The 19823-nt window shown below is 41.4% G+C and carries 25 protein-coding genes and 1 tRNA gene; 8 read left to right on the top strand and 18 right to left on the bottom strand.

The window, feature by feature from the left end; translation table 11 throughout:
- Nucleotides 1–65: 65 nt before the first annotated feature.
- Complete coding sequence (locus AC1DQW_RS03245; RefSeq protein ID WP_477452830.1) at nucleotides 66–1109, top strand: quinone-dependent dihydroorotate dehydrogenase; 1044 nt, start codon at nucleotides 66–68, stop codon at nucleotides 1107–1109.
- Nucleotides 1110–1341: 232 nt separating this feature from the next.
- On the opposite strand, the gene AC1DQW_RS03240 is transcribed toward AC1DQW_RS03245, so the two are convergent.
- From AC1DQW_RS03240 to AC1DQW_RS03230, 3 genes are all read right to left on the bottom strand, one after another.
- Complete coding sequence (locus AC1DQW_RS03240; protein WP_477402690.1) at nucleotides 1342–1515, bottom strand: spore protein; 174 nt, start codon at nucleotides 1513–1515, stop codon at nucleotides 1342–1344.
- A gap of 33 nt (nucleotides 1516–1548) precedes the next feature.
- A tRNA-Cys gene (locus tag AC1DQW_RS03235) sits at nucleotides 1549–1619 on the bottom strand.
- A gap of 50 nt (nucleotides 1620–1669) precedes the next feature.
- Nucleotides 1670–2419 (bottom strand): TrmH family RNA methyltransferase, encoded by a 750-nt coding sequence (locus AC1DQW_RS03230; RefSeq protein WP_477452829.1) that lies wholly within the window; start codon nucleotides 2417–2419, stop codon nucleotides 1670–1672.
- Between AC1DQW_RS03230 and tamL the strand changes: the two genes are divergently transcribed.
- A complete protein-coding gene (tamL, locus tag AC1DQW_RS03225; protein WP_477452828.1) occupies nucleotides 2410–4770 on the top strand; it encodes a translocation and assembly module lipoprotein TamL in 2361 nt (786 codons plus the stop codon). The genes AC1DQW_RS03230 and tamL overlap by 10 nt on opposite strands.
- A 35-nt stretch (nucleotides 4771–4805) precedes the next feature.
- On the opposite strand, the gene AC1DQW_RS03220 is transcribed toward tamL, so the two are convergent.
- Together AC1DQW_RS03220 and AC1DQW_RS03215 are read right to left on the bottom strand one after the other, a co-directional pair.
- A complete protein-coding gene (locus AC1DQW_RS03220; protein WP_477452827.1) occupies nucleotides 4806–5339 on the bottom strand; it encodes a hypothetical protein in 534 nt (177 codons plus the stop codon).
- Between the two features lie 53 nt (nucleotides 5340–5392).
- Nucleotides 5393–5887, bottom strand: coding sequence for a TspO/MBR family protein (locus tag AC1DQW_RS03215; protein ID WP_477452826.1), 495 nt, complete (start codon nucleotides 5885–5887; stop codon nucleotides 5393–5395).
- Nucleotides 5888–6013: 126 nt separating this feature from the next.
- Here AC1DQW_RS03215 and AC1DQW_RS03210 point away from each other — a divergent pair, with 126 nt between their 5' ends.
- Nucleotides 6014–6382 (top strand): hypothetical protein, encoded by a 369-nt coding sequence (locus AC1DQW_RS03210; RefSeq protein WP_477452825.1) that lies wholly within the window; start codon nucleotides 6014–6016, stop codon nucleotides 6380–6382.
- Between the two features lie 124 nt (nucleotides 6383–6506).
- Here AC1DQW_RS03210 and AC1DQW_RS03205 read toward each other — a convergent pair whose 3' ends face one another.
- Nucleotides 6507–6923, bottom strand: a complete 417-nt coding sequence (locus AC1DQW_RS03205) for a hypothetical protein (protein WP_477452824.1) — start codon at nucleotides 6921–6923, stop codon at nucleotides 6507–6509.
- A gap of 118 nt (nucleotides 6924–7041) precedes the next feature.
- On the opposite strand from AC1DQW_RS03205, the gene purU reads away from it, so the two are divergent.
- On the top strand, nucleotides 7042–7866 hold the full coding sequence (gene purU / locus AC1DQW_RS03200; protein ID WP_477452823.1) for a formyltetrahydrofolate deformylase: 825 nt from the start codon (nucleotides 7042–7044) through the stop codon (nucleotides 7864–7866).
- Between the two features lie 162 nt (nucleotides 7867–8028).
- A complete protein-coding gene (locus AC1DQW_RS03195) occupies nucleotides 8029–8907 on the top strand; it encodes an endonuclease/exonuclease/phosphatase family protein (RefSeq protein ID WP_477452822.1) in 879 nt (292 codons plus the stop codon).
- Between the two features lie 41 nt (nucleotides 8908–8948).
- Here the strand turns inward: AC1DQW_RS03195 and AC1DQW_RS03190 are convergent, their stop codons facing one another.
- From AC1DQW_RS03190 to AC1DQW_RS03175, 4 genes are all read right to left on the bottom strand, one after another.
- Complete coding sequence (locus tag AC1DQW_RS03190) at nucleotides 8949–10409, bottom strand: glycoside hydrolase family 30 protein (protein ID WP_477452821.1); 1461 nt, start codon at nucleotides 10407–10409, stop codon at nucleotides 8949–8951.
- Nucleotides 10410–10715: 306 nt separating this feature from the next.
- Nucleotides 10716–11093, bottom strand: a complete 378-nt coding sequence (locus AC1DQW_RS03185; protein WP_477452820.1) for a chorismate mutase — start codon at nucleotides 11091–11093, stop codon at nucleotides 10716–10718.
- 176 nt (nucleotides 11094–11269) lie between these two features.
- Nucleotides 11270–11632 carry a hypothetical protein gene (locus AC1DQW_RS03180; protein ID WP_477452819.1) on the bottom strand — a complete coding sequence of 121 codons (363 nt, stop codon included), beginning with the start codon at nucleotides 11630–11632 and terminating at the stop codon, nucleotides 11270–11272.
- Nucleotides 11633–11723: 91 nt separating this feature from the next.
- Complete coding sequence (locus AC1DQW_RS03175) at nucleotides 11724–12158, bottom strand: pentapeptide repeat-containing protein (protein WP_477452818.1); 435 nt, start codon at nucleotides 12156–12158, stop codon at nucleotides 11724–11726.
- Nucleotides 12159–12333: 175 nt separating this feature from the next.
- Here AC1DQW_RS03175 and AC1DQW_RS03170 point away from each other — a divergent pair, with 175 nt between their 5' ends.
- Nucleotides 12334–12681 (top strand): hypothetical protein, encoded by a 348-nt coding sequence (locus AC1DQW_RS03170; RefSeq protein ID WP_477452817.1) that lies wholly within the window; start codon nucleotides 12334–12336, stop codon nucleotides 12679–12681.
- 41 nt (nucleotides 12682–12722) lie between these two features.
- Here the strand turns inward: AC1DQW_RS03170 and AC1DQW_RS03165 are convergent, their stop codons facing one another.
- Entirely contained in the window at nucleotides 12723–13718 is a 996-nt protein-coding gene (locus AC1DQW_RS03165; RefSeq protein ID WP_477452816.1) for an EamA family transporter, read from the bottom strand.
- Nucleotides 13705–14172, bottom strand: coding sequence for a DoxX family protein (locus AC1DQW_RS03160; protein ID WP_477452815.1), 468 nt, complete (start codon nucleotides 14170–14172; stop codon nucleotides 13705–13707). The genes AC1DQW_RS03165 and AC1DQW_RS03160 overlap by 14 nt, the downstream gene beginning before the upstream one ends.
- A gap of 81 nt (nucleotides 14173–14253) precedes the next feature.
- On the opposite strand from AC1DQW_RS03160, the gene pdxR reads away from it, so the two are divergent.
- Nucleotides 14254–15753 carry a MocR-like pyridoxine biosynthesis transcription factor PdxR gene (gene pdxR, locus AC1DQW_RS03155; RefSeq protein ID WP_477452814.1) on the top strand — a complete coding sequence of 500 codons (1500 nt, stop codon included), beginning with the start codon at nucleotides 14254–14256 and terminating at the stop codon, nucleotides 15751–15753.
- On the opposite strand, the gene AC1DQW_RS03150 is transcribed toward pdxR, so the two are convergent.
- The 6 genes from AC1DQW_RS03150 to AC1DQW_RS03125 all read right to left on the bottom strand — a co-directional run bounded on the left by AC1DQW_RS03150 (nucleotide 15750) and on the right by AC1DQW_RS03125 (nucleotide 19247).
- Complete coding sequence (locus AC1DQW_RS03150) at nucleotides 15750–15926, bottom strand: hypothetical protein (protein WP_477452813.1); 177 nt, start codon at nucleotides 15924–15926, stop codon at nucleotides 15750–15752. The two genes, pdxR and AC1DQW_RS03150, sit on opposite strands and share 4 nt — an antisense overlap.
- Nucleotides 15927–16049: 123 nt before the next feature.
- Entirely contained in the window at nucleotides 16050–16520 is a 471-nt protein-coding gene (locus tag AC1DQW_RS03145) for an OsmC family protein (RefSeq protein WP_477452812.1), read from the bottom strand.
- A 28-nt stretch (nucleotides 16521–16548) separates the two neighbouring features.
- Complete coding sequence (locus AC1DQW_RS03140; protein ID WP_477452811.1) at nucleotides 16549–17556, bottom strand: aldo/keto reductase; 1008 nt, start codon at nucleotides 17554–17556, stop codon at nucleotides 16549–16551.
- Nucleotides 17557–17650: 94 nt separating this feature from the next.
- Entirely contained in the window at nucleotides 17651–18103 is a 453-nt protein-coding gene (locus AC1DQW_RS03135) for a nuclear transport factor 2 family protein (RefSeq protein ID WP_477452810.1), read from the bottom strand.
- Between the two features lie 75 nt (nucleotides 18104–18178).
- On the bottom strand, nucleotides 18179–18787 hold the full coding sequence (locus AC1DQW_RS03130) for a hypothetical protein (protein WP_477452809.1): 609 nt from the start codon (nucleotides 18785–18787) through the stop codon (nucleotides 18179–18181).
- A complete protein-coding gene (locus AC1DQW_RS03125) occupies nucleotides 18771–19247 on the bottom strand; it encodes an RNA polymerase sigma factor (RefSeq protein ID WP_477416982.1) in 477 nt (158 codons plus the stop codon). The genes AC1DQW_RS03130 and AC1DQW_RS03125 overlap by 17 nt, the downstream gene beginning before the upstream one ends.
- Nucleotides 19248–19436: 189 nt before the next feature.
- Between AC1DQW_RS03125 and AC1DQW_RS03120 the strand changes: the two genes are divergently transcribed.
- Nucleotides 19437–19790: a YciI family protein gene (locus tag AC1DQW_RS03120; RefSeq protein WP_477452808.1), complete on the top strand. Its 354-nt coding sequence runs from the start codon at nucleotides 19437–19439 to the stop codon at nucleotides 19788–19790.
- The last annotated feature ends 33 nt before the right edge of the window (nucleotides 19791–19823 follow it).

Raw genomic sequence — 19823 nt, 5'->3', positions numbered from 1 at the left:
ATCGCAGGCTTGTTTTTCATCAAATTCTGGTTTACACACGTATCAGTAATTGCTAACTTCGCACCATGTATTTTTTATTAAAACCCATCCTTTTCCTGTTCGATCCCGAAAAAGTACATTATTTTGTAACCCGCAATTTAAAGCGCTTTAACCGTTTTCCGGGTGGCGCCGCTTTAAGCAGGGCTATATGGGATGTAAACGACCGGCGTTTAGAAAAAGAGGTCTTCGGCCTAAAATTTAAAAATCCTGTTGGCCTGGCAGCCGGCTTTGATAAAAATGCCGAACTGATGGGCGAAATGGCCAACATCGGTTTTGGCTTTGTGGAGATAGGTACCGTTACCCCCCTGCCCCAGCCCGGCAATCCGCAGCCGCGCATGTTCCGCCTGCCATCAGATGGCGCGCTGATTAACCGAATGGGCTTTAACAACTTCGGCGTTGATGTTGCTGCCGAAAGAATAGCCACCTTCCGCAAAAATGCCAAAGGAGCACAAAAAAGCCTGATCATTGGCGGCAACATCGGCAAAAACAAGGTAACACCTAATGAAGATGCCGTTAGCGATTACATCAAATGTTTCGATCGCCTGTTTGATGTGGTTGATTATTTTGTGGTGAACGTAAGCTCGCCCAATACGCCCGGTCTGCGCGAACTGCAGGAAAAAGAACCGCTGATGCAATTATTGAACACCCTGCAGCAACGCAATTCAAAAAACGGCATCAGCCGCCCCATACTGTTAAAAATTGCACCAGACCTTACCAACTCACAACTGGACGACATTGTTGATATTGTACAGCAAACCGGCATTGCGGGCATTATAGCTACCAATACCACTATCAGTCGTGAAAATTTAACTGCTGCGGATAGTTTAAAATCAGAGATGGGTGGTTTAAGCGGTAAGCCGCTTACTAAGCGCTCAACTGAGGTGATCAGCTATATTTTCAAAAAATCAAAAGGCTCGTTCCCTATCATTGGTGTAGGTGGAATCCACTCTGCCGGTGATGCAATGGAGAAATTAAATGCAGGGGCATCGCTGGTGCAACTATATACCGGGTTTATTTATGAAGGACCGGGGCTGATAGGGAGGATAAATAAGAAACTTCTTGGCAATTAATTGTCTGAACCGGAATTCATCGAATTTATGAATTAACAGAATTCTAAAAATTCAGAATAACACTTCACATTTGTGGTTTGTGAAAAACACAAACTGCAGAAAGAAATTCAAAAATTCTTTAATTCGATGAATTCCGGTTCAGAAAAATATACCAACAAAAAAATCCCACCGGTTTCTGAAACCAGCAGGATTTATAAGATCTTTTGAGCGCCTGCGCTCTTAACAGATAGAATTATTTACCTGCAGCAATTGCCAAAACGGCATTGTTTTTTGCTATCTGGCTGTGTTTTGACTCAGCAGAACGGCTTCCGTACTCAAGGTTGGTAGCCAGCTTCAAAAACTGTACTTCTAAACGTGAAGTAGTTTTGTTTTTTCTATCTTTTCTTTTTAAACGTGTAACGCCCATGGTGTTGTTATTTTAATTTTTTTAATACCCTTGAGGTCGGGAGCGGATTCGAACCGCTGTAAAAGGTTTTGCAGACCTCTGCCTAGCCACTCGGCCACCCGACCCTGTTTTTAAGGATTGCAAAAATAGTAATTAATTTAATGGTAGCCAATATTTATTTCATTGAATTTCTTTTTATTTCAGAACATAGTATGGCTGTAGCTATAGCAACGTTCAATGATTCGGCTTTTCCGGCCCTTGGGATGGTTATTTTTGTGGTAATCAGCCGCTCAATGGCTGGGCTTATGCCGTTACCCTCGTTACCCATCACCAGCAATCCTTCGGTGCCAAAATTGCTGTTATAAACATTCTCCCCATCCAGCATTGCCCCAAATATGGGCAACCCTATCTGTGGTAAAACCGTCTCCAGACTTACATAATGCACATTTACACGCGCCAGGGAACCCATAGTGGCTTGTACCACTTTAGGGTTATAAACATCAACCGTATCTTCGCTGCATACAATATCGGTAATGCCAAACCAATCGGCGGTGCGTATAATGGTGCCCATGTTGCCGGGGTCCTGTATGTTATCAAGCACCAATGAAAACTTTTGTTTGAGGCTATTATAATTTAATGTTGCCCATATTGGTATTTTTATCAAACCAATTACCTCCTGCGGCGTTTTCAAAGTGCTTATTTTTTCTATATCCTTCATTGAAATCTCCTGAAAGTTTATTTTTCGGGATAAATTCAGCATTTTTGGAGCAATTGAAGGGGTATGGTATATGGTATCTACCTGGTAACCTGAGCTTGTAAATTCAATTACTGATTTATAGCCCTCAACCAGGAAAAAACCATGTTCCCTGCGAAATTTTTTATGTTGTAAGGATGTTAATAAACTGATTTGTGATTTTGAAAGCATATATAAAACCTGCTGGTTACCGCCTTACAATATTAAGTATTTTGCTGCTCATTATCGGCGCGGGTTGCAGCGTTACCCGTGGCATCCGCAAAGATCAGGCTTTAGTGCGCAAAATTACCATAAAAGGCATTGATAAGGAATTTGCAGAAGTTGCTGTAAACTATGTTGATAAAGAGCAACAGCCCAACAATAAACTCAATCTTCAATTTTATTACTGGTTTAGCAATAATGGTAAACGAAATATTGGTGAGGCCCCTGCCATACTGGATAGTAACTTAGTTGAATATTCGCGTTTCCAGATGGAAAAATTCATCCAGAACCGTGGGTATTTAAAAGCCAGGATCACCGATAGCATTGTGATAAAAAAACAGCGGGCCGAGTTGATTTTTACCGCGCATGAAGGCCCAATGTTCCACATCCGTAAAATTGAAGACAGCATTCCCGATAAAAACATCAAGAATATTTACATAGCAAACCGCAACAAAATATCGCACATACAACCCGGCGCCCGTTTTGATACCGATAGCCTTGCACATGACCGTGACGAACTGTACCTGCTCATGAAACGCAATGGCTATTTTGATTTTTACAGGCAATACATCAATTTTAATTACGACTCCACCTTTAACAGCAGTGTAGTCGATATTAAAATGCTAATTGATAACCCGGCCGGTAAAACAGAGCACCCGGTTTACAAAATTAACAATACACTCATAACCATATCCGCCAGTAGTGGCAGAACACCGGGCAAGGCCGATACAATACAGGTTGATTCGCAATTTAGGTTTGTTGATTTTTCTAAACGTTTTAAACCAAGGGTGGTTATTGATTATACCTATCAAAAAAAGGGGCAAATATATGATATTGATAAACAAACCCTTACCACTACCCGCCTATCGGAGTTAAATGTTTTTAGAAATGTACCCAACCCTACTTATGAAAAACTTGGCGATAGCACCCACCGCTTAAATACCAAAATAGATATTATCCCGCTTAAACATTACTCAGACCGGGTAGAAGGTGAGTTTTTGTTTGCCAATGGGCGGTATGGATACAACATAGGCAATACTTTTACAAATCGAAACCTGTTTATGCAGGCAGCCATATTACAGGTAAAACTTAACTGGAGCATTTTATTTGACAACGGCACAAACACTACAAATAATGCCGATATCCAGAACCAGGAATTCAGGGCAGGGATAAATTTAATATATCCGCGTATCGTATCACCTTTTCATTTTCCTTTAATGGGTAAATACGGTGTGCCGCATACCACATTCTCCACAAACTATTCATTGTTTTACCAAAAAGACCTGGTAACACGGCAAAGCTTTGTAAACTCTATAAGTTATGATTTTTATGAAACCGGGCGCAAGCTACATACTGTTACACCCATAAATATCGAATTTTCAAAGGGGGTAATTAATCCTGCTGCGCGTGATACCTTATTGGCACATGGTAAGTTTGCCTACGTAAAACTAATTGGCCGAACTGTATTTACAACCGGCAGCCAGTATACATTTCAGTATAATGCACTTGAATTAAACTCTTATAAAAATTTCGAGTATTTCCGTGGAAGTTTGGATATAGGCGGTAATTTCCTGAGCTTGCTGGGCAATACCCTTAATACACCAAGGGATTCGCTTGGGCAGCGCCAAATTTTAGGATATACCTTTTCTCAATATACCAAAACCGAAGCCGACTTTCGCATTTACCGAACCCTGGGGGGCGAGCGACAATTTGTATTTCGTTTTAATCCCGGCATTGGTATACCTTATGGCAATAGTAACGAGCTGATATTTGAAAAAAACTTTTACACCGGTGGCGCAAATGATATGCGTGCGTGGTTACCCCGAACACTTGGCCCGGGTCAGTTTAACCGGGGAACCGCTTATGCAGGTGACCCAACATCCCTTGCCCGCCTAAAATATCTTGATCAGTTTGGCGAAATAAAAATAGTAGCCAATGCCGAATACCGTTATAAACTGGCAGATAACTTTTTTGGCGCAAAATTAAAAGGGGCTGTTTTTATAGATGCCGGTAACGTTTGGAGGCTGGGCAAAAAAGCAGAAAGTCCAAATGGTGAATTCAGGTTCGATAATATTTTACAATCAACAGCTATTGGTATTGGTACCGGTTTACGGTTCGATTTGAGTTTCTTTGTTTTCAGGCTTGATGCAGCGTTTAAATTTAAGGATCCGCAGTTTAGCGGAGCCGAACAGTGGGTACTGATAAAACACTCAAATGAGCTTTTCCACAGCAGGTCATTTAAAACCGCTTATGCAAGCAACAATGGAGGCGATACGTATAATTTTATGCAACTGAATTTTGGTATAGGATTGCCTTTTTAATTTTGAATTACTGAATTAGCATCAAGCTCTCCCGGCTAAAATAGCCCCTTCAAACCATCTATAGCACTTTCAAAAAAAGTGTGCATACTTAAACCATTGTGGTAGTTAAAATACAGGAATATGCAGAATATGATAACCGCTATAATAATGAACCGCTTAAACATATAGGCCAGCAATATTAAAATTAGCGGTATAGCTATCAAAAACATAATACTGATGTGGAACGGGCTTAATTTGCTATCGTGTTTATAAATATAGTAGAGTATGCCATGTGTACCGCTTTCGTTAATATGCTTGGCATATAAAAAGGTAGAGCGGTCTATCTTTTGCCTGTAAAAGGCAACCCCCTTTTCAAACTTCAACTGGTACTCAAAACCGTTCATGATAAATGTGAACAGGCCGTTTACGTTCTCCTGGGTTACCCCGGCCGAATCTGTGGCAATAACAGCCACCTGGTCAACCCCGAAAGGGTTTTCTTTAACTACAAAATGATTTATGGCAATTGTATCGGCAAAAACAAAGCTGTGTGTAGTTGCAATAAGGCACAATAAAAACAATAATTTTTTCATCTGTTAAAAACCATAAAATAAAATGTACGCAATAAAAATAGTGTTTTTTTGTGCTATCTGTTTAGTAAATAAATACTCGCGTTAAGCACAGCTATAAAACTTACCCATAGCAAATAGGGCCAAAGCAGCCGCCCGGCAACCCTACTATATTTACCAAACCAGTTAATATTAAAAACAATACCTATCCACAACAATACAATAACCATCATAGCACCCAATAACTGGTGTAAAGCAAAAAACATGACCCACCACAAAAAATTTAAAAACAACTGCACAAAATAAATTGCCCGGGTGATTTTAAAGGCCGGTTTGCGGCTGCGGTGTTTCCAAACCAGGTAGGCTGCTATGGCTATCATGATGTAAAGCATTGTCCAAACCGGTGCAGAAAGCCAGAGCGGCGGGTTAAAAAATGGCTTTTTAAGCGTATTGTACCAGCCTGTGATTTCGGGCCGAGCAAAAAGTACAGCTACAAAACCTATCGCCAGTGTAATTAATAAACTGATGAGGAACGGAAAGAACCGGAATTTTCTGGGTATCGCTGGAATCATCGTTTTATGCAAACCAATAAAATAACAATAAGTTTTGGGTAAATAATTACATACACATTGTGCAGGCGTTACAATTAAAAACCGTAAAAATATTAGCTTAGCAACCGTTGCCACAAGTAAAATGAAATGATAAAAGCTTATAAACTATATACCGGCGAAGACGGGCACTCACATGTGCAATCAGGAACAGTAGCCGAAATGATTTTTAACCCGGCTTCAACTATCCGGTTCCAGGAATCGCCCCCGCATTCGTTTTACGATTGGCACAACGCGCCTGCCTGGCAATATGTGATCAACCTATCCGGCACATTGGAATTTGAAACCCGTACAGGCGAAACCTTTATTTTACGCCCGGGCGAAATACTGATAGCCATGGATACAACAGGAACGGCTCATCAATGGAAGCTGATAGACGATGAGCCATGGCGACGTGTATATGTTACTTTTGGTACCGGGCAGGAGGTAAACTTTGTGCCGGATGGCGAAAAAAATTAAAGTCATGCTGATCTGCCTTTCGGTAGATCAGCCTCCCACTTGCAAGGTTTCATCTGTAATTGATCACCTTGCTTGTGGGACCCGGGTAAGCTGGCCAGCATTTACGGGATGACTTTTAAAACTATTAATCTGGTTTAACCCGCACATATACGCTGTTAAAACCGTCGCTGATAAATACATCATTCAAAAACAAAGTATCATTTCTGATAATAAATGCATGGGCCTGCAGATCGTTGATCTTCAACAGATCTATCGTTTCGGTAGCCGAATATTTATAATTGCGGGTTATTAAAAATTTGCCGGAAAGCATAACCGAATCTTTTTTGAACATTTTAAAAGTGCTGTCATTCCCATATACCTGGGTTAAGTTATACCCGGCACTTTGGGGCGTTATTGTCATCCCCGCTATGCCCCCAACAGATTTTACCCAACGCCAGCTACCAAATATTGATGTGGAAGCAGGGCCCGGTAAACCATCTTTATTGCATGAACTAACGCTGCATAGAACCAGCGCGGCAATTACAAGGGCAAGGTATTTCATAATACAAGGTTATATACAGCATTACGCAGGCGCTAAATACTTTGATACAACGAGTTATAAATATTTCAAAAAAAATCTTATTCCTTAATTTCAACAAAATTCTTTGTATCATTAAACCATGATTATTGTTATCCAGTGTAAAGACCAGGTGGGCCTGGTTGCATCTATATCGGCTATATTAGCAAAATACCAATTGAACATTGTTTCGATGCGCGAACATGTTGATAAAAGCGAGAACATATTTTTTATGCGCCTGGAGGTAGAAGATGGGGATAATGAAAATCTTGCACAAAAATTAAAAGAAGTTTTGCCTGCCGGCGCAATTATTTCGGTAAATCCCCTTCCCGAAAAAAAAGTGGTTGTGCTGGTAACAAAGGAGTATCATTGCCTTGCCGATATACTCATCCGTAATTATTTTAAAACCCTGGGAGCAACTGTTCAATGCGTGATTGGCAACCACGCCACCCTGCAAAACATTTGCGAACGTTTTGATATGCCTTTTTACCATATATCGCATGAGCAAATAAGTAAGGAAGAATTTGAACAAAAAATAAGCGATACTATTGAGCAACATGCACCGGATTATGTAATACTGGCCAAATACATGCGCATTTTATCGCCGGCCTTTGTAGCAAAGTTCCCCATGCGGATAATCAATATCCACCACTCCTTTTTACCTGCTTTTATCGGCGCTAACCCCTATCGCCAGGCTTTTGAACGCGGCGTTAAGCTGATAGGCGCTACCGCCCACTTTGTATCAAATGAGCTGGATGAAGGCCCTATTATTGCCCAGCAGATCATCCCGGTAAATCACACCTTTAGTGCAGCAACCATGGTAAAGGCCGGGCAGGAAATTGAAACGGCGGTATTAGCTAAAGCGCTTAAGTTGATATTTGAAGATCGTGTGTTTGTTTCTAAAAACAAGACGGTTGTGTTTGAGTAATTGTAAAATTCAGAGATCACGGGATCTGCCCTTATGGTGAAATTTATATACTGACTTCAATACCCATCTTAATCCCGAAGTCTTACATAAACAAACACATTACTTAACGGTTATTTAACAACAACCGGTTATTTTTGCCTGCAATCTATCTAAATACATTCTATGAAAAAGCTTCTGCTTATTTTATTGCTTACTGTTTTCTCGTGCCCTTTTGTTTTTGCGCAGCATTTTACAGTAGCTACTTATAATCTTCGTAACGATAACGCCACCAATGATGATTCCTTACGGGGCAACGGCTGGAAGCAGCGCCTTCCTGTTATAGCTAAATTGATACAGTTTCATGATTTTGATATCTTCGGCACACAAGAGGGTCTTGTTCATCAATTAAAAAATCTTACTTCGGCAATGCCAGGATATGCCTATACCGGCATAGGGCGCGATGATGGTAAAACAGAGGGGGAGTTTTCGGCTATATTTTATAAAACAAACAAATTTAAGTTGCTTAAGCATGGTGATTTCTGGCTATCACCTATAACCAACCGCCCTAATAAAGGTTGGGATGCAGCCCTGCCGCGAATTTGCTCGTGGGCATCGTTCCAGGAAATAAAAACAGGTTATAAATTTTATTATTTTAACCTCCATATGGATCACATTGGTGTAATAGCACGTCGCGAAAGTGCCAAACTCGTTCTGGCAAAAATTAAAGCAATGACAGCTAATGAACCGGTTATATTATCTGGCGATTTTAATGTCGACGAAACATCAGATAGCTATGCAGTGATCAATACATCGGGCAAACTGAAGGATGCATACGAGCTCTCGCCCATAAAATATGCCCAGAATGGCACATTCAATGACTTTAATGCTGAAAACAAATCAAAAGGACGAATAGATCATATCTTCCTGAGCAAAGATTTCGCGGTAAAAAGATATGGGATATTGACAGATAGTTACCGTACTTTAAACAATGCGACTAAAAAGTACGAGGCCAAATTACCATCAGACCATTTCCCGGTAATGATAATGGTGGACCATAAATGATCCACCATACATCTGAGATTTAGTTGATTATAAAAGGTCTTTTATTCTATTACGAGGGTAGTTATGGAGTGCGGCTGGCTGGTTGTTTTCACAGCTTTACCTTTTATCCATAAACTATATTCAATTTTCTCTTCGGTTTTATTCATTACTATTACGGCTAACTTGCCATCAGGGTTTAGGTAAGCAGTAGTTAAAAGCTTATCTCTGCTGGCAACAGCAGCTACACGCTTAGCACCCGGCTGGATATATTTGCTGAAATGCCCCAAATAATAGTATGAGCTGGTATAGATTAGGCTACCATTGCGCAGATCGGCGTGTACCGGTGCAAAGCAAAAGTTACCAACATGATTTGGTCCGCCTTTTTCATCAAGCAGGATGTTCCAGTCTGTCCAGGCTACAGTACCGGCATTAAAATCATTGATCATGGAAAGGCCATACCTTTCGCCAAGCGACCAGTCGTTAATTTTATCAAAGTCGAATTTTTCAATGCACCCTTCCGTAAAAATCAGGTTTTTACTGGGGAATGCCTCATGTACACGGCGGGTAGCTTCAAATTGCTGCCCTGCACCGGTCCAGGTTTCGTACCAGTGAAAACCAACACCCCAGATATATTTTGCCGCCGCCGGATCTTCCAATATAGTACTGGCACGTTGATAAAGTAAATCGCGGTTATGGTCCCAAACAATTAATTTTTTATTGGCCAGGCCTTGTTTTTGTAATGTTGGGCCTAAAAAGTTCTTTACAAAATCACGTTCCTCTTCGGCGGTGTATTTACATGATTCCCAGGTTTGTGACGCCATAGGTTCATTTTGTACCGAAAGCCCCCATACAGGCACACCTTCATTTTCATAAGCCCTTATAAATTTGCCATAAAAATTTGCCCAGCTTTGATAGTACTTTGGCAAAAGCTTACCTCCATGTAAAACACTGTTATTATCCTTCATAAATGCAGGCGGGCTCCATGGCGATGCAAACAAAGTAAGCTTACCACCGGCAGCGGTCATTGCAGCTTTTATAAAAGGTATGCGGTAGGCCCTGTCATGGCTGATGTTAAATGTTTTCAACGATGCATCGCCCTCCTTTATATAGCTGTAGCTATCGCTCGAAAAATCACAGCTTTGGATATTGGTACGGGCTAATGTATAGCCAATACCCTTATCTTTATCATAATAGGCCATTAAAAACTCTTTTTGCTTGTCTTTAGGTAGTTTGTAAAAGGTTTCGGCAGCGGCATCTGTTAATGCACCGCCAATACCCAGCATGGTTTGGAATGATTTTGCCGGATCAACAAAAACAGCAACCTCTGTTTCGCCAGGTTGCGGGCTATCGGTAAACTTTAACGTCTCGGTGGTTTTAAATTTAACTCCCGCTTCGTTATCAGAAACAATAACCTTTACATTCTTATTTTTGGCAGAGAACACCGCTTTTACCTGGGCATTTACCCAACCGGCCTGCAGCAAGCTACCTGCAATAAAACAAGTGAGTAATATTTTTTTATTCATGGTTTAACTTAATTGGTCTCCGRCAGGCAACATCGCTGATCAGAAAGCGGTTCCGGTATCCCAAATTAAGAAAGTTAATTTGAATAAAGCAAATAAGAAAGGCTATAAATAATTGATTTATAACTACTTGTTGGCTAAATGATACGGTTTAATACCAAACAAATAACAACAAATATGGCTCATAATCAGTTAGTTTCATAATTATTAATATTACCGAAGAAATGTTTTGATACGGTAAACTACATTGTGTAATTTATACACTTTAGAAAGCCGGTTTATGACTTTTTGATGAGTTGAGGCTTTTATTTATTGGTTTTTAATCTCCTCCTCTATCCRCAAACTTTCCTTGTGGATGGCGTTCATTAATTCGATAACAAAGGTTTCTGATAAGCTTTCCTGTTTGCCGGCCTCAATGGCTTTTTCAAGTACTTGTTTAAAGCGGTCGGTTTGTAGCGGGGGGATATTGTTTTTGGCTTTGTAAACACCAATCTCTTTAACAACCTTCTCCCGCTCTCCCAGTAATTCTATCAGTTTTTTGTCAAGGGAATCAATTTTGTTACGGCTTATCTTTAAGGTTTGACCTGTGTTTTTAGGGGCATCCACCGATACTGATTGTGCGCGGGCCAAACCCGGGTTAAATAAATATATTAACAATACAAATACGATGCTGACAAATATTTTCATATGCTCAATTTAACAATTTTAATTTGAAGATCCGGTGATTTGACGATTTGAAAATAAATAGCAACTTAAAAATTAAACCAAAATAAAAAACCGGAAAGATCAATCACCAGCTTTTTTAACAGGATTCAAAGGATCCATTTTCAAATCTTCAAATTAACAAATCTTCAAATTGAGCATTACCTCCCGTCGGCATTATGCCCTCTTTTAATCATTTCCTTAACTGCCCGGGCTAAAAACGCCTTCCCATCCTCATCAAGGTGCGTTTGCTTACCACCACCATTTATTTCATAAACTATCCGGCCATTATCGTCTTCGGCCACAAAGTCATCGCTGTTACGGCTAAATTTTACATAACCATGTGGCGAAATGCTTTTGATGCCTTTTCCATCTTCAGTAAAATAGGTTTTTCCGCCGTATTCTATTTTCACGATGGTACCATTATTGTTCTCCACAATGGTAGTATGTCTTCCGCCAAAGCGACAAGCTGTTGCCAGGGTTAATAGCCCTGCCAAAGCAATTAATAGGTGTATTTTTTTCATGATGATAATTGTTAATGCGTCAATGTCATCACAAAGCTAATACAAAACACAGTACTATACAATACATAGTACCATATTTATTAAAAATATTTTATCCCTTGTAATTTTTTAGCAACTCATCAACTAAAATACCATTTATAGTCATCCCCTCTGTATTACAATGGGTAATAGCCACTTGTTTAAGATTACAATTGGTTATTGTACTGCCTTCCAGTTCGCAATCCTCAAAACGCAGGGGACGTTGCCTGGCATTTTCATCATAAGCAGGATGTCCTTGGGGTGGCATACCGATGTTGTGTATATAAGCGCCGCCCAATTGTGCCCCTTCAATTTCAAGATCACTTAAATTGGCGTTTTCAATTTTCAAATTGCTGAGGTCAACATCGTTAAAACTCGCTTTGCTCATTTTTAACATCACAAACGTTGAACCATCAAGGTGCGAATATTTGGCCTCAATCATTTTTGTAGTTTCGATGATACTAATGCGTTCGGCATTTTCATTATTCTGATTATTTGCGCTTTCCATATAAATGTCTTTTTTAATATCCGAATTTAAGGATGATTACCACAACCTACAATGGCTATACCTGACATTTTGTGGGTGCAATTACGACAGCGATTTCCCCGGTTGCTCATCATCAAATAAAAGCCATGATACTTTTAACAATTTGAAATTAAAAGGTTAACTTTAATAACCAATTATGAAACCGCTCTTTTTTACGCTAAAAAGCCATCTCCATTTAATGGCTATACCTGATACTGAGGCGCACTTAAATGGTCACCCGGTAATTAGTTATACCTATAGCCTATTCATTGACAGGGCTAAAGGCGACCCAAACCAAAGCTTTAACAAAGAGAGTAGTTTGCACCTCGATAAAATTAATGATCCTGATTACTTAGGTTTTATTGCTTTTGAAGAACCAGCTAATGTATTCTCGTACACTGCCGGTGAACGATCATTAAGTGTAGCTGAAGTTGAGGAAGTTATTGAGCAGTTAACGTATATAAGAGATAATCCAAACCTGTGGAATTCATTAGGTAACCTGTAAATAAACGAGGCTGTTAACCTACAGGTTACTATATAACATATTTAACAAGCCTTTACCATTAGGTCGTTTTCCTTTAAACCAGTGATTGGTATAACATTTTGCCGGGTATTTGCTTTACGGTATTTTGCCAGGTTTATGAGTAATACGCTCAATAATATAACAACAAGGCCAATAATCTGCAATAATGAGATGTGCTCATTGGCAAACAATACACCTAAAAGAACCGCAATTACCGGATTTACATAAGAGTGGGTACTTACCTGCGTTGCCGGCTTAACCTGCAACAGCCATATATAAGCGCTAAATGCACCGATAGACCCAAACACGATAAGGTAAATTATGGCCACCCATGATGATGTAGGTACACTCATCAAACTAAAACCGTTAAATTCATGATGTATTACACCTGCAGGCAAGAAGGCAACACCCGCAATAATCATTTGCCATGCTGTATTTAAACGTGCCGGGGCACTGCTTGCTTTCCGTTTTGAATATAATGAACCTGCCGACCATGCTATCGGCCCCAAAACTAACAATGCAACACCCAAAATGGTTGAAGTATGGGGGCTACCCGCAAGAGCTTTGCTTACCTGTTCGCCAAACAACAGTATTACACCGGCAAAACCAATTATCAGGCCACCAATGGTTGCCTTGCTCTTAAAGTTGGTACGCCAGTTAAGCCTATCCAATGCTACAAACCAGATGGGCCCGGCAGAAACCGTAATGGCAACCATGGCGCTGGGCAAAGTTTGCTCAACCCAGATCACTATCCCTGTAGCTAAAAATAGCATAAGCAAGCCGCTTACTGCAGAATTGACCACATCCTTTTTTACCCAGATCTTATCGCCCCTAAAAGCACACCAGCCAAGCATTAACAGGCCGGCGGCAGTGTACCTCAATGCTCCCATCAGCATTGGAGGAAAGCCATGCACTGCCATTTGTATAAAAAAGTAGGTTGAACCCCATACTATATAAACTGTTGCAAACGCTATTATTACCAGTAATGCAGGTGTTTTTTGTTGCTTAATTTGTGTCATGATTGTTTTTAGTTTTTGTGTATAATGAATCGATGCTCCATTTATAATCTGGCAGGGTGGCCAGCAACAGGCTTGCAGCGCTTACTGTAAAAACAGAATAACCTATCGGCGATTCAAGGCCACCGGATATGGCCATGGATAGTGCAAAAGCCAGGCTGAGCAGGCAGTTAAGGGATGCAGCGATCCGCGTAAATAAACCAACCAATAATAATATCCCAATAGTAGCTTCGCCAACGGTGGCTATTACTGCCAGTGTTGGTATAATTGCTTCGGGTAAAAAGTTCATAACCTGGCGGGCATAGGTCATAAAGTGTTGCCAGTCGCCCCAGCCTACGTGAGGTTGCCCGTGGGCACCAAAAAAACCCAGGCGATCGGCTACTTCCCATAGGTAACTTGTTGCCAGGGTACCTCGCAAAGCGATGGATGGGAATGAATAGTTTTTAATGAGCTGCATATTTTTTTATTTGCTGATATAAAATTACACATCCATTGGCCTACCTTTATAGTCCAGAAAACACAAACAAGGTAGTCCAACATGTTGTTTACAGCCGGGTTAATACACATAGATAAGGATGCGCAGGTACCCGTTTACCTGCAGATAACCAACAGCATTATAAGGCACATCAGGCAGGGCGCCTTAAAGCCGGCGTCTGCACTGCCCAGCAGCCGATTGCTTGCAGCTGGGCTAAAGGTTCACCGTAAAACCGTAGTGGCCGCTTACAACGAATTATATGCCCAAAGCTGGGTGGATGTTTACCCGCGGAAAGGCATTTTTGTAGCCGGGAACCTGCCTGTTGTATCACCACGACCTATCAATCAGGCGCTGAAGAAAAACACTTATCCCGATAAAACCTTTTTTGAAGTGGATGAGAAGGTTCCCTATCCTGATCTGTTTGTGGAGAATAAATATCGCCCCCTTGTATTTGATGATGGTTTCCCGGATACAAGGATGGCGCCGGTTGAATTACTGGTGAGAGAATACAGGCGCTTTGCCAATTATCAATTCACTCAAAAGTATTTAACTTACGGTCCGGAGCAGGGTTCGGTAAACCTGCGCACCGAGCTGGCCCGTTTCCTGGGCGAAACGCGGGGCTTACAAGTTACGCCAGCGGATATTTTGGTTACCAAAGGTGCGCAGATGGCTATTTACCTGGCCGCCCAGATCCTGTTGAGTAAATATGATGTGGTAATTGCTGCCGATCCCGGGTACCCTGGCGCCAATGAAGTATTTGAGCAAACTGGCGCCAAATTATTATTAGCGCCTGTCGATGAGCATGGTATTGATTTGGATGTAGTTGAGGACATCTGCCGGAAGAAAAAGGTAAAACTGGTATATGTGATCCCTCACCACCACCGCCCTACTACGGTAACTTTAAGTGCCGACCGGCGTATCCGCCTGCTTGATCTGGCCCGCAAATACCGTTTTGCCATTATTGAGGACGATTACGATTATGATTTTCATTATGCCAGCAGCCCCATATTACCGTTAGCAAGTGCCGATTATTATGGTAGCGTAGTTTATGTGGGTTCATTTTGCAAAACCATAGCGCCTGGCATAAGAATAGGATTTATGATAGCACCGCAAAACCTGATTGTGCAGGCTACCCGCCTACGTAAACTGATTGACAGGCAAGGCGAACACTTACTGGAGGAGGGCATAGCCAACCTGTTGAAAAATGGGGATATAACCAGGCACCTTAAAAAGGCAAATAAATTATACCATGAAAGGCGGGATATCCTTTGCGCTTTATTAAAAGAATACCTTGGCGATCAGGTAAGTTTCAGGATACCGGATGGGGGGTTTGCGGTTTGGGTAAAATACCCTGATGACATAAAACCTGCAGATGTTGCCGAAAAAGCCGCTGCCATGGGGCTTACCATCAATAATGGTAAGGATTATTTTTATGATAACAGCCAGAATCACCAATACGTGAGGCTGGGGTTCGCATCACTCAACCCCAAAGAACTGGAAGAAGCTGTGAAAATATTAGCCGATGTATTCAAAAAGCTTAATCCCCAAAAACCCGCACCTTAATCTGGCCCGAAGGATACCCCTGTTAACTCAATCTCATAAAAATCAATCATCAGCGATGCTGCCCCCCATACAACAAAAATATAATGATCGTTACCGTTGGCACCAAGCGGTTCATCCTCTTTAGGTATATCTCCTTCCGGGAAACGCTCAATCTCCAAGTCCCGATGTGCCACGTTCTTTTAGCTGATGTACGGGGATGTCTTTCATTTGGTCAACCTACGTCAAGAACAAATCAGGGTGTTTCATTTGAACTGCGGATTAAATCCTGAAACTTTTAGATGAAAAAATTGAGAATATTAATCCACTACCTGGTACTGTGCTTCGTGTAGTATCTGAAATTTAACCGAGTTTGCAATAAAGCACAATTTATTTGCCTCATGGTGCAGCTCATCAGCCTTAGCCTGCATCGCTGCATCCTTTAATGTTATCAATGGCTTTAATATCACCCCGGAAAAATAGCCGCCGCCATCGCTTGTTTCAACCATGGTACCTTCTGCATTATCTTCATAAGCAGTTACAACAACACCAACCGTGGTGCAAAGGTGCAGGTACCACAGCATATGACACGCAGATATGGATGAAAGCAACAGGTCCTCCGGGCTATAGCAGGATTTATCTCCCCTAAATGCCGGATCCGACGAACCTAAAATATCCTGCTTACCCTCAATGCTGATAGTGTGACTGCGTTCATAAGAACGATAATCCTTTGTTCCCAACCCCGTATTACCCGTCCAGCTGATGTTGGCTTTGTAATGATGATCTTTCATTGGCTGATATTCGTTAAAACCCGATAAACTACAGGTTGGTCATTTTCAAAGATGCCTCGGTATAGCGCTGGCCTGTATCAGGGTATTTTTTTAACAGGTCGCCTATATCCTGCAGATCTGCAGCCGATAAATTAATATCAACTGCTCCGGCATTTTCCTGCAGGTACTTGCGTTTTTTGGTGCCGGGGATGGGGATTATATCATCGCCCTGCGCCAATACCCAGGCTAAAGCAAGTTGGGCTGGTGTAACATTCTTTTGCTGCGCCATATCGGCAAAAGCATCGGCAAGCTTTTGGTTGTTATCCCAGTTATCGTCACTGAAACGCGGCAGCGTCCGGCGGAAATCGTCAGCAGCCAAATCATCCTTGCTCACGGTGTTGGTAACCAAACCACGGGCCAGCGGACTGTATGGCACTAATGATATGTTCAACTCCCGCAACACAGGCAATATTTCGTGCTCCACATCGCGGCTCAACAATGAGTATTCACTTTGCAGTGCAGCAATAGGATGAATAGCGTGGGCCTTACGGATACTTGCTGCCGAAGCTTCTGATAAGCCAAGGTAACGTACTTTACCTTCCTTCACCAATTCGGACATCGCTCCTACCATATCCTCAACGGGTATGTTGGGGTCAACGCGGTGGGCGTAGTACAGGTCGATAGTATCGATATCTAACCGTTTCAGGCTTTTTTCAACCGCGGTTTTAATATAAGCCGGCGAGCCATCGAAATACACATTTGAACTCCCGCTGCCCGAATACGGCGCGTTGACATCCCTGTACCTGAAACCAAATTTGGTGGCTATAAATACCTTATCGCGGTTTTGCTTAAGTACTTTGGCAATCAATTCTTCGTTTTTGCCATTGGCATACATGTCTGCAGTATCCCAAAAGTTTATACCTAGATCGAGCGCAAGGTTAAGTGTGGCTAATGATTCCTCATTATCAACAGGACCGTAAGCGAAACTCATCCCCATACAGCCTAAGCCAATGGCCGATAATTTTTCGCCTGTGTTCCCTAAATTTCTGTATTCCATAGGTTTTTTGTTTTTGTTGATACAAATTTAAACTGGCAATAAGACCGGGAGGTTATCAATATCAAACCAAAACTTACAAAATTCAAACAGCAGCTTACTGCTTATTACGCATTGCGGTTATTTTTTGATGAGCCAGCTTTGGCAGACTAGTATTACCGCTTTGCCTATCGTAGGTTAGTTTATGGTAAGTTATTAACCATGTACCCTTTTGTTTCTCCAGCCGGGTGTTGTAGTTGCCAATTGTTGTCCAAATCTCGTCGCCAATAAAATGATCTGCTTTGCCAACATAAAACACATCGGCCTCATGACCGTGCAGCTGTACCTTAAATTCCGAAAGCTGGTGTTGGGTTCTATCAAATCCGGGTAAAAAAGATTCCCATGCATCAATTACCTGTTCATGGTTATGCACAGATGGTTCTGTATTGTTCATCGACGAATAATCCAGAAAAGTTTCTTTTGCCAATACACTTAGCCCCAACAGCCAGTCACGATCATCTATTGCTTTAAATAAAGTTGCTATTGCCTGAGTTATTTTTTGACCTTCCATGGTATTTAGATGTAAAGCTATTGAATTTGTTTCAAACCAATGCTTAATTCAACACCAGCATTAATAATTAACGGCTTACTTTCCCTCTTTTAATAATACCAATTGGTCATTTATAGCCTGCAGTTTCTGTATTGTAGCGTTCATTTCGGCTTGTTGCGTTTTAAACTCCCTGGGGGTTATATAAAAATAAACTAATGCTAAGCACACAAACGGGCATATGTAGGCCACACTGCCCCATAAAGCACTCAGTTTTGTGGCAGATTCGATCATATACAATGACAGCCCCAGGCCCAAAAACAAAAAGTACAGGTTTAACACCCTGGTTTGGATGAAATACTGTCTCTTTTGTATAGCAACCAATTCGGCCAGGTAAGTAAATGTATCAGCCTCTGGGTGACTTTTAAACAGATTGAGGTACAAACCGCTACTTACTAAAATAAAAGAAGCTATAGAAAAAATGATCAGGATAATTCCTGCTGTGGTGGTAAGTACAAGGGTATCTAACTTAACACCAATTATAATTACGATAATACCAATTATGGTTAACGTAAGGTTAGCCCATATTAATTTATTCCTGGTTTTACGCTTCAAATCCATTGCTTTATTAATCACCGTGTTTATATCGGGCTTTCCGGCGTCAGGCTGTTGATGCCAAAGCACTTTAAAATCAATATTGCTGCTCATACTTTTTGAATTTTTGTGCGAGTTTTTCTTTAATTCGGTAAACTTTTACCCTGATATTGGTTTCGGAAAGACCTGTAATACTGGCTATCTCGGTTTGTTTGATATCTTCAAGCTCAAGCGAGATAATGATGCGGTCGATCTCGGGCAGTTCGGCTATGTATTTGTACAGCAGCTTCACCTGGCTTTCGGTATCGGGTGGTGGTTTATCTTCCAGCTCAAAAGGCATTTCGCCCGGAGGCATGCGATTTTGTTTTTCCAGCTGACGCAGGCAATGATTTGATGCGATCCGGAAGATCCAGGTGCCGATGGCCGATTGGTTACGAAACTGCCCCAGCTTTTGCCACACTGTAATAAAAGTTTCCTGTGTAACATCCCGGGCCCGGTCATGATCATTCATGTACCCCATGCATACGCGGAATATCTTGTTATAGTAAGTATGGTAGATCTCCTCGAACGACATGCTTTGTTGCTTTATGCCTTTTTAGATACAGGCTATTGTAAAATGCTACATTTAAATCAAAAGATTTATCAATTGCAAATTTGATGTATCTTGAACCGCCAATTGCCCTGTTTAATATTTTTTACCTGCATTGTCCTATTTCCTAAAAACCAATCGTCTTATGGCTTTAATCATTAAATTTAAAACATCATGAACGAATTCTTATTGATCTTCAGACAAGTTGAAGCACCTGGTGCAGAAAAACCATCGCCAGAGCAAATGCAAAGCACCATGAAATTATGGATGGACTGGTTGGGCAGCATTGCCGCGCAAAACAAACTGGTTACCAATGGAAACCGCCTGTATGGTGATACCGGCTCTGTGGTGAGGCCCGGCGAGGTGGTTACCAATGGCCCTTATGTCGAAATTAAGGAATTGATAGGTGGCTATTCTATCATCAAAGCCGATTCATTGGAGGAAGCTACAGAGATATCTAAAGGCTGCCCAATCCTGCGTGTTGGCGGCAATGTAGAAGTACGCCAGATTGTACCGATGGAAATGTAAATAATTTTGGCCACCTCCGGCTGCCGGAGGTGG

This window comes from Mucilaginibacter sp. P5_A4, assembly GCF_056400605.1.
Note: the sequence above shows the minus strand (reverse complement) of the source record. Positions and strands in the feature narration are given on the sequence as shown.

What these genes read in the sequence shown, in the direction of transcription:
- AC1DQW_RS03165 (WP_477452816.1), bottom strand. Translation starts at nt 13,718, where the DNA reads ATGACACAAATTAAGCAACAAAAAACACCTGCATTACTGGTAATAATA.
- AC1DQW_RS03120 (WP_477452808.1), top strand. Translation starts at nt 19,437, where the DNA reads ATGAACGAATTCTTATTGATCTTCAGACAAGTTGAAGCACCTGGTGCA.
- AC1DQW_RS03245 (WP_477452830.1), top strand. Translation starts at nt 66, where the DNA reads ATGTATTTTTTATTAAAACCCATCCTTTTCCTGTTCGATCCCGAAAAA.
- AC1DQW_RS03140 (WP_477452811.1), bottom strand. Translation starts at nt 17,556, where the DNA reads ATGGAATACAGAAATTTAGGGAACACAGGCGAAAAATTATCGGCCATT.
- AC1DQW_RS03230 (WP_477452829.1), bottom strand. Translation starts at nt 2,419, where the DNA reads ATGCTTTCAAAATCACAAATCAGTTTATTAACATCCTTACAACATAAA.
- AC1DQW_RS03135 (WP_477452810.1), bottom strand. Translation starts at nt 18,103, where the DNA reads ATGGAAGGTCAAAAAATAACTCAGGCAATAGCAACTTTATTTAAAGCA.
- AC1DQW_RS03205 (WP_477452824.1), bottom strand. Translation starts at nt 6,923, where the DNA reads ATGAAATACCTTGCCCTTGTAATTGCCGCGCTGGTTCTATGCAGCGTT.
- AC1DQW_RS03180 (WP_477452819.1), bottom strand. Translation starts at nt 11,632, where the DNA reads ATGAAAAAAATACACCTATTAATTGCTTTGGCAGGGCTATTAACCCTG.
- AC1DQW_RS03240 (WP_477402690.1), bottom strand. Translation starts at nt 1,515, where the DNA reads ATGGGCGTTACACGTTTAAAAAGAAAAGATAGAAAAAACAAAACTACT.
- AC1DQW_RS03190 (WP_477452821.1), bottom strand. Translation starts at nt 10,409, where the DNA reads ATGAATAAAAAAATATTACTCACTTGTTTTATTGCAGGTAGCTTGCTG.
- AC1DQW_RS03175 (WP_477452818.1), bottom strand. Translation starts at nt 12,158, where the DNA reads ATGGAAAGCGCAAATAATCAGAATAATGAAAATGCCGAACGCATTAGT.
- AC1DQW_RS03125 (WP_477416982.1), bottom strand. Translation starts at nt 19,247, where the DNA reads ATGTCGTTCGAGGAGATCTACCATACTTACTATAACAAGATATTCCGC.
- AC1DQW_RS03220 (WP_477452827.1), bottom strand. Translation starts at nt 5,339, where the DNA reads ATGAAAAAATTATTGTTTTTATTGTGCCTTATTGCAACTACACACAGC.
- purU (WP_477452823.1), top strand. Translation starts at nt 7,042, where the DNA reads ATGATTATTGTTATCCAGTGTAAAGACCAGGTGGGCCTGGTTGCATCT.
- AC1DQW_RS03195 (WP_477452822.1), top strand. Translation starts at nt 8,029, where the DNA reads ATGAAAAAGCTTCTGCTTATTTTATTGCTTACTGTTTTCTCGTGCCCT.
- AC1DQW_RS03160 (WP_477452815.1), bottom strand. Translation starts at nt 14,172, where the DNA reads ATGCAGCTCATTAAAAACTATTCATTCCCATCCATCGCTTTGCGAGGT.
- AC1DQW_RS03210 (WP_477452825.1), top strand. Translation starts at nt 6,014, where the DNA reads ATGATAAAAGCTTATAAACTATATACCGGCGAAGACGGGCACTCACAT.
- AC1DQW_RS03130 (WP_477452809.1), bottom strand. Translation starts at nt 18,787, where the DNA reads ATGAGCAGCAATATTGATTTTAAAGTGCTTTGGCATCAACAGCCTGAC.
- AC1DQW_RS03145 (WP_477452812.1), bottom strand. Translation starts at nt 16,520, where the DNA reads ATGAAAGATCATCATTACAAAGCCAACATCAGCTGGACGGGTAATACG.
- AC1DQW_RS03215 (WP_477452826.1), bottom strand. Translation starts at nt 5,887, where the DNA reads ATGATTCCAGCGATACCCAGAAAATTCCGGTTCTTTCCGTTCCTCATC.
- pdxR (WP_477452814.1), top strand. Translation starts at nt 14,254, where the DNA reads ATGTTGTTTACAGCCGGGTTAATACACATAGATAAGGATGCGCAGGTA.
- AC1DQW_RS03170 (WP_477452817.1), top strand. Translation starts at nt 12,334, where the DNA reads ATGAAACCGCTCTTTTTTACGCTAAAAAGCCATCTCCATTTAATGGCT.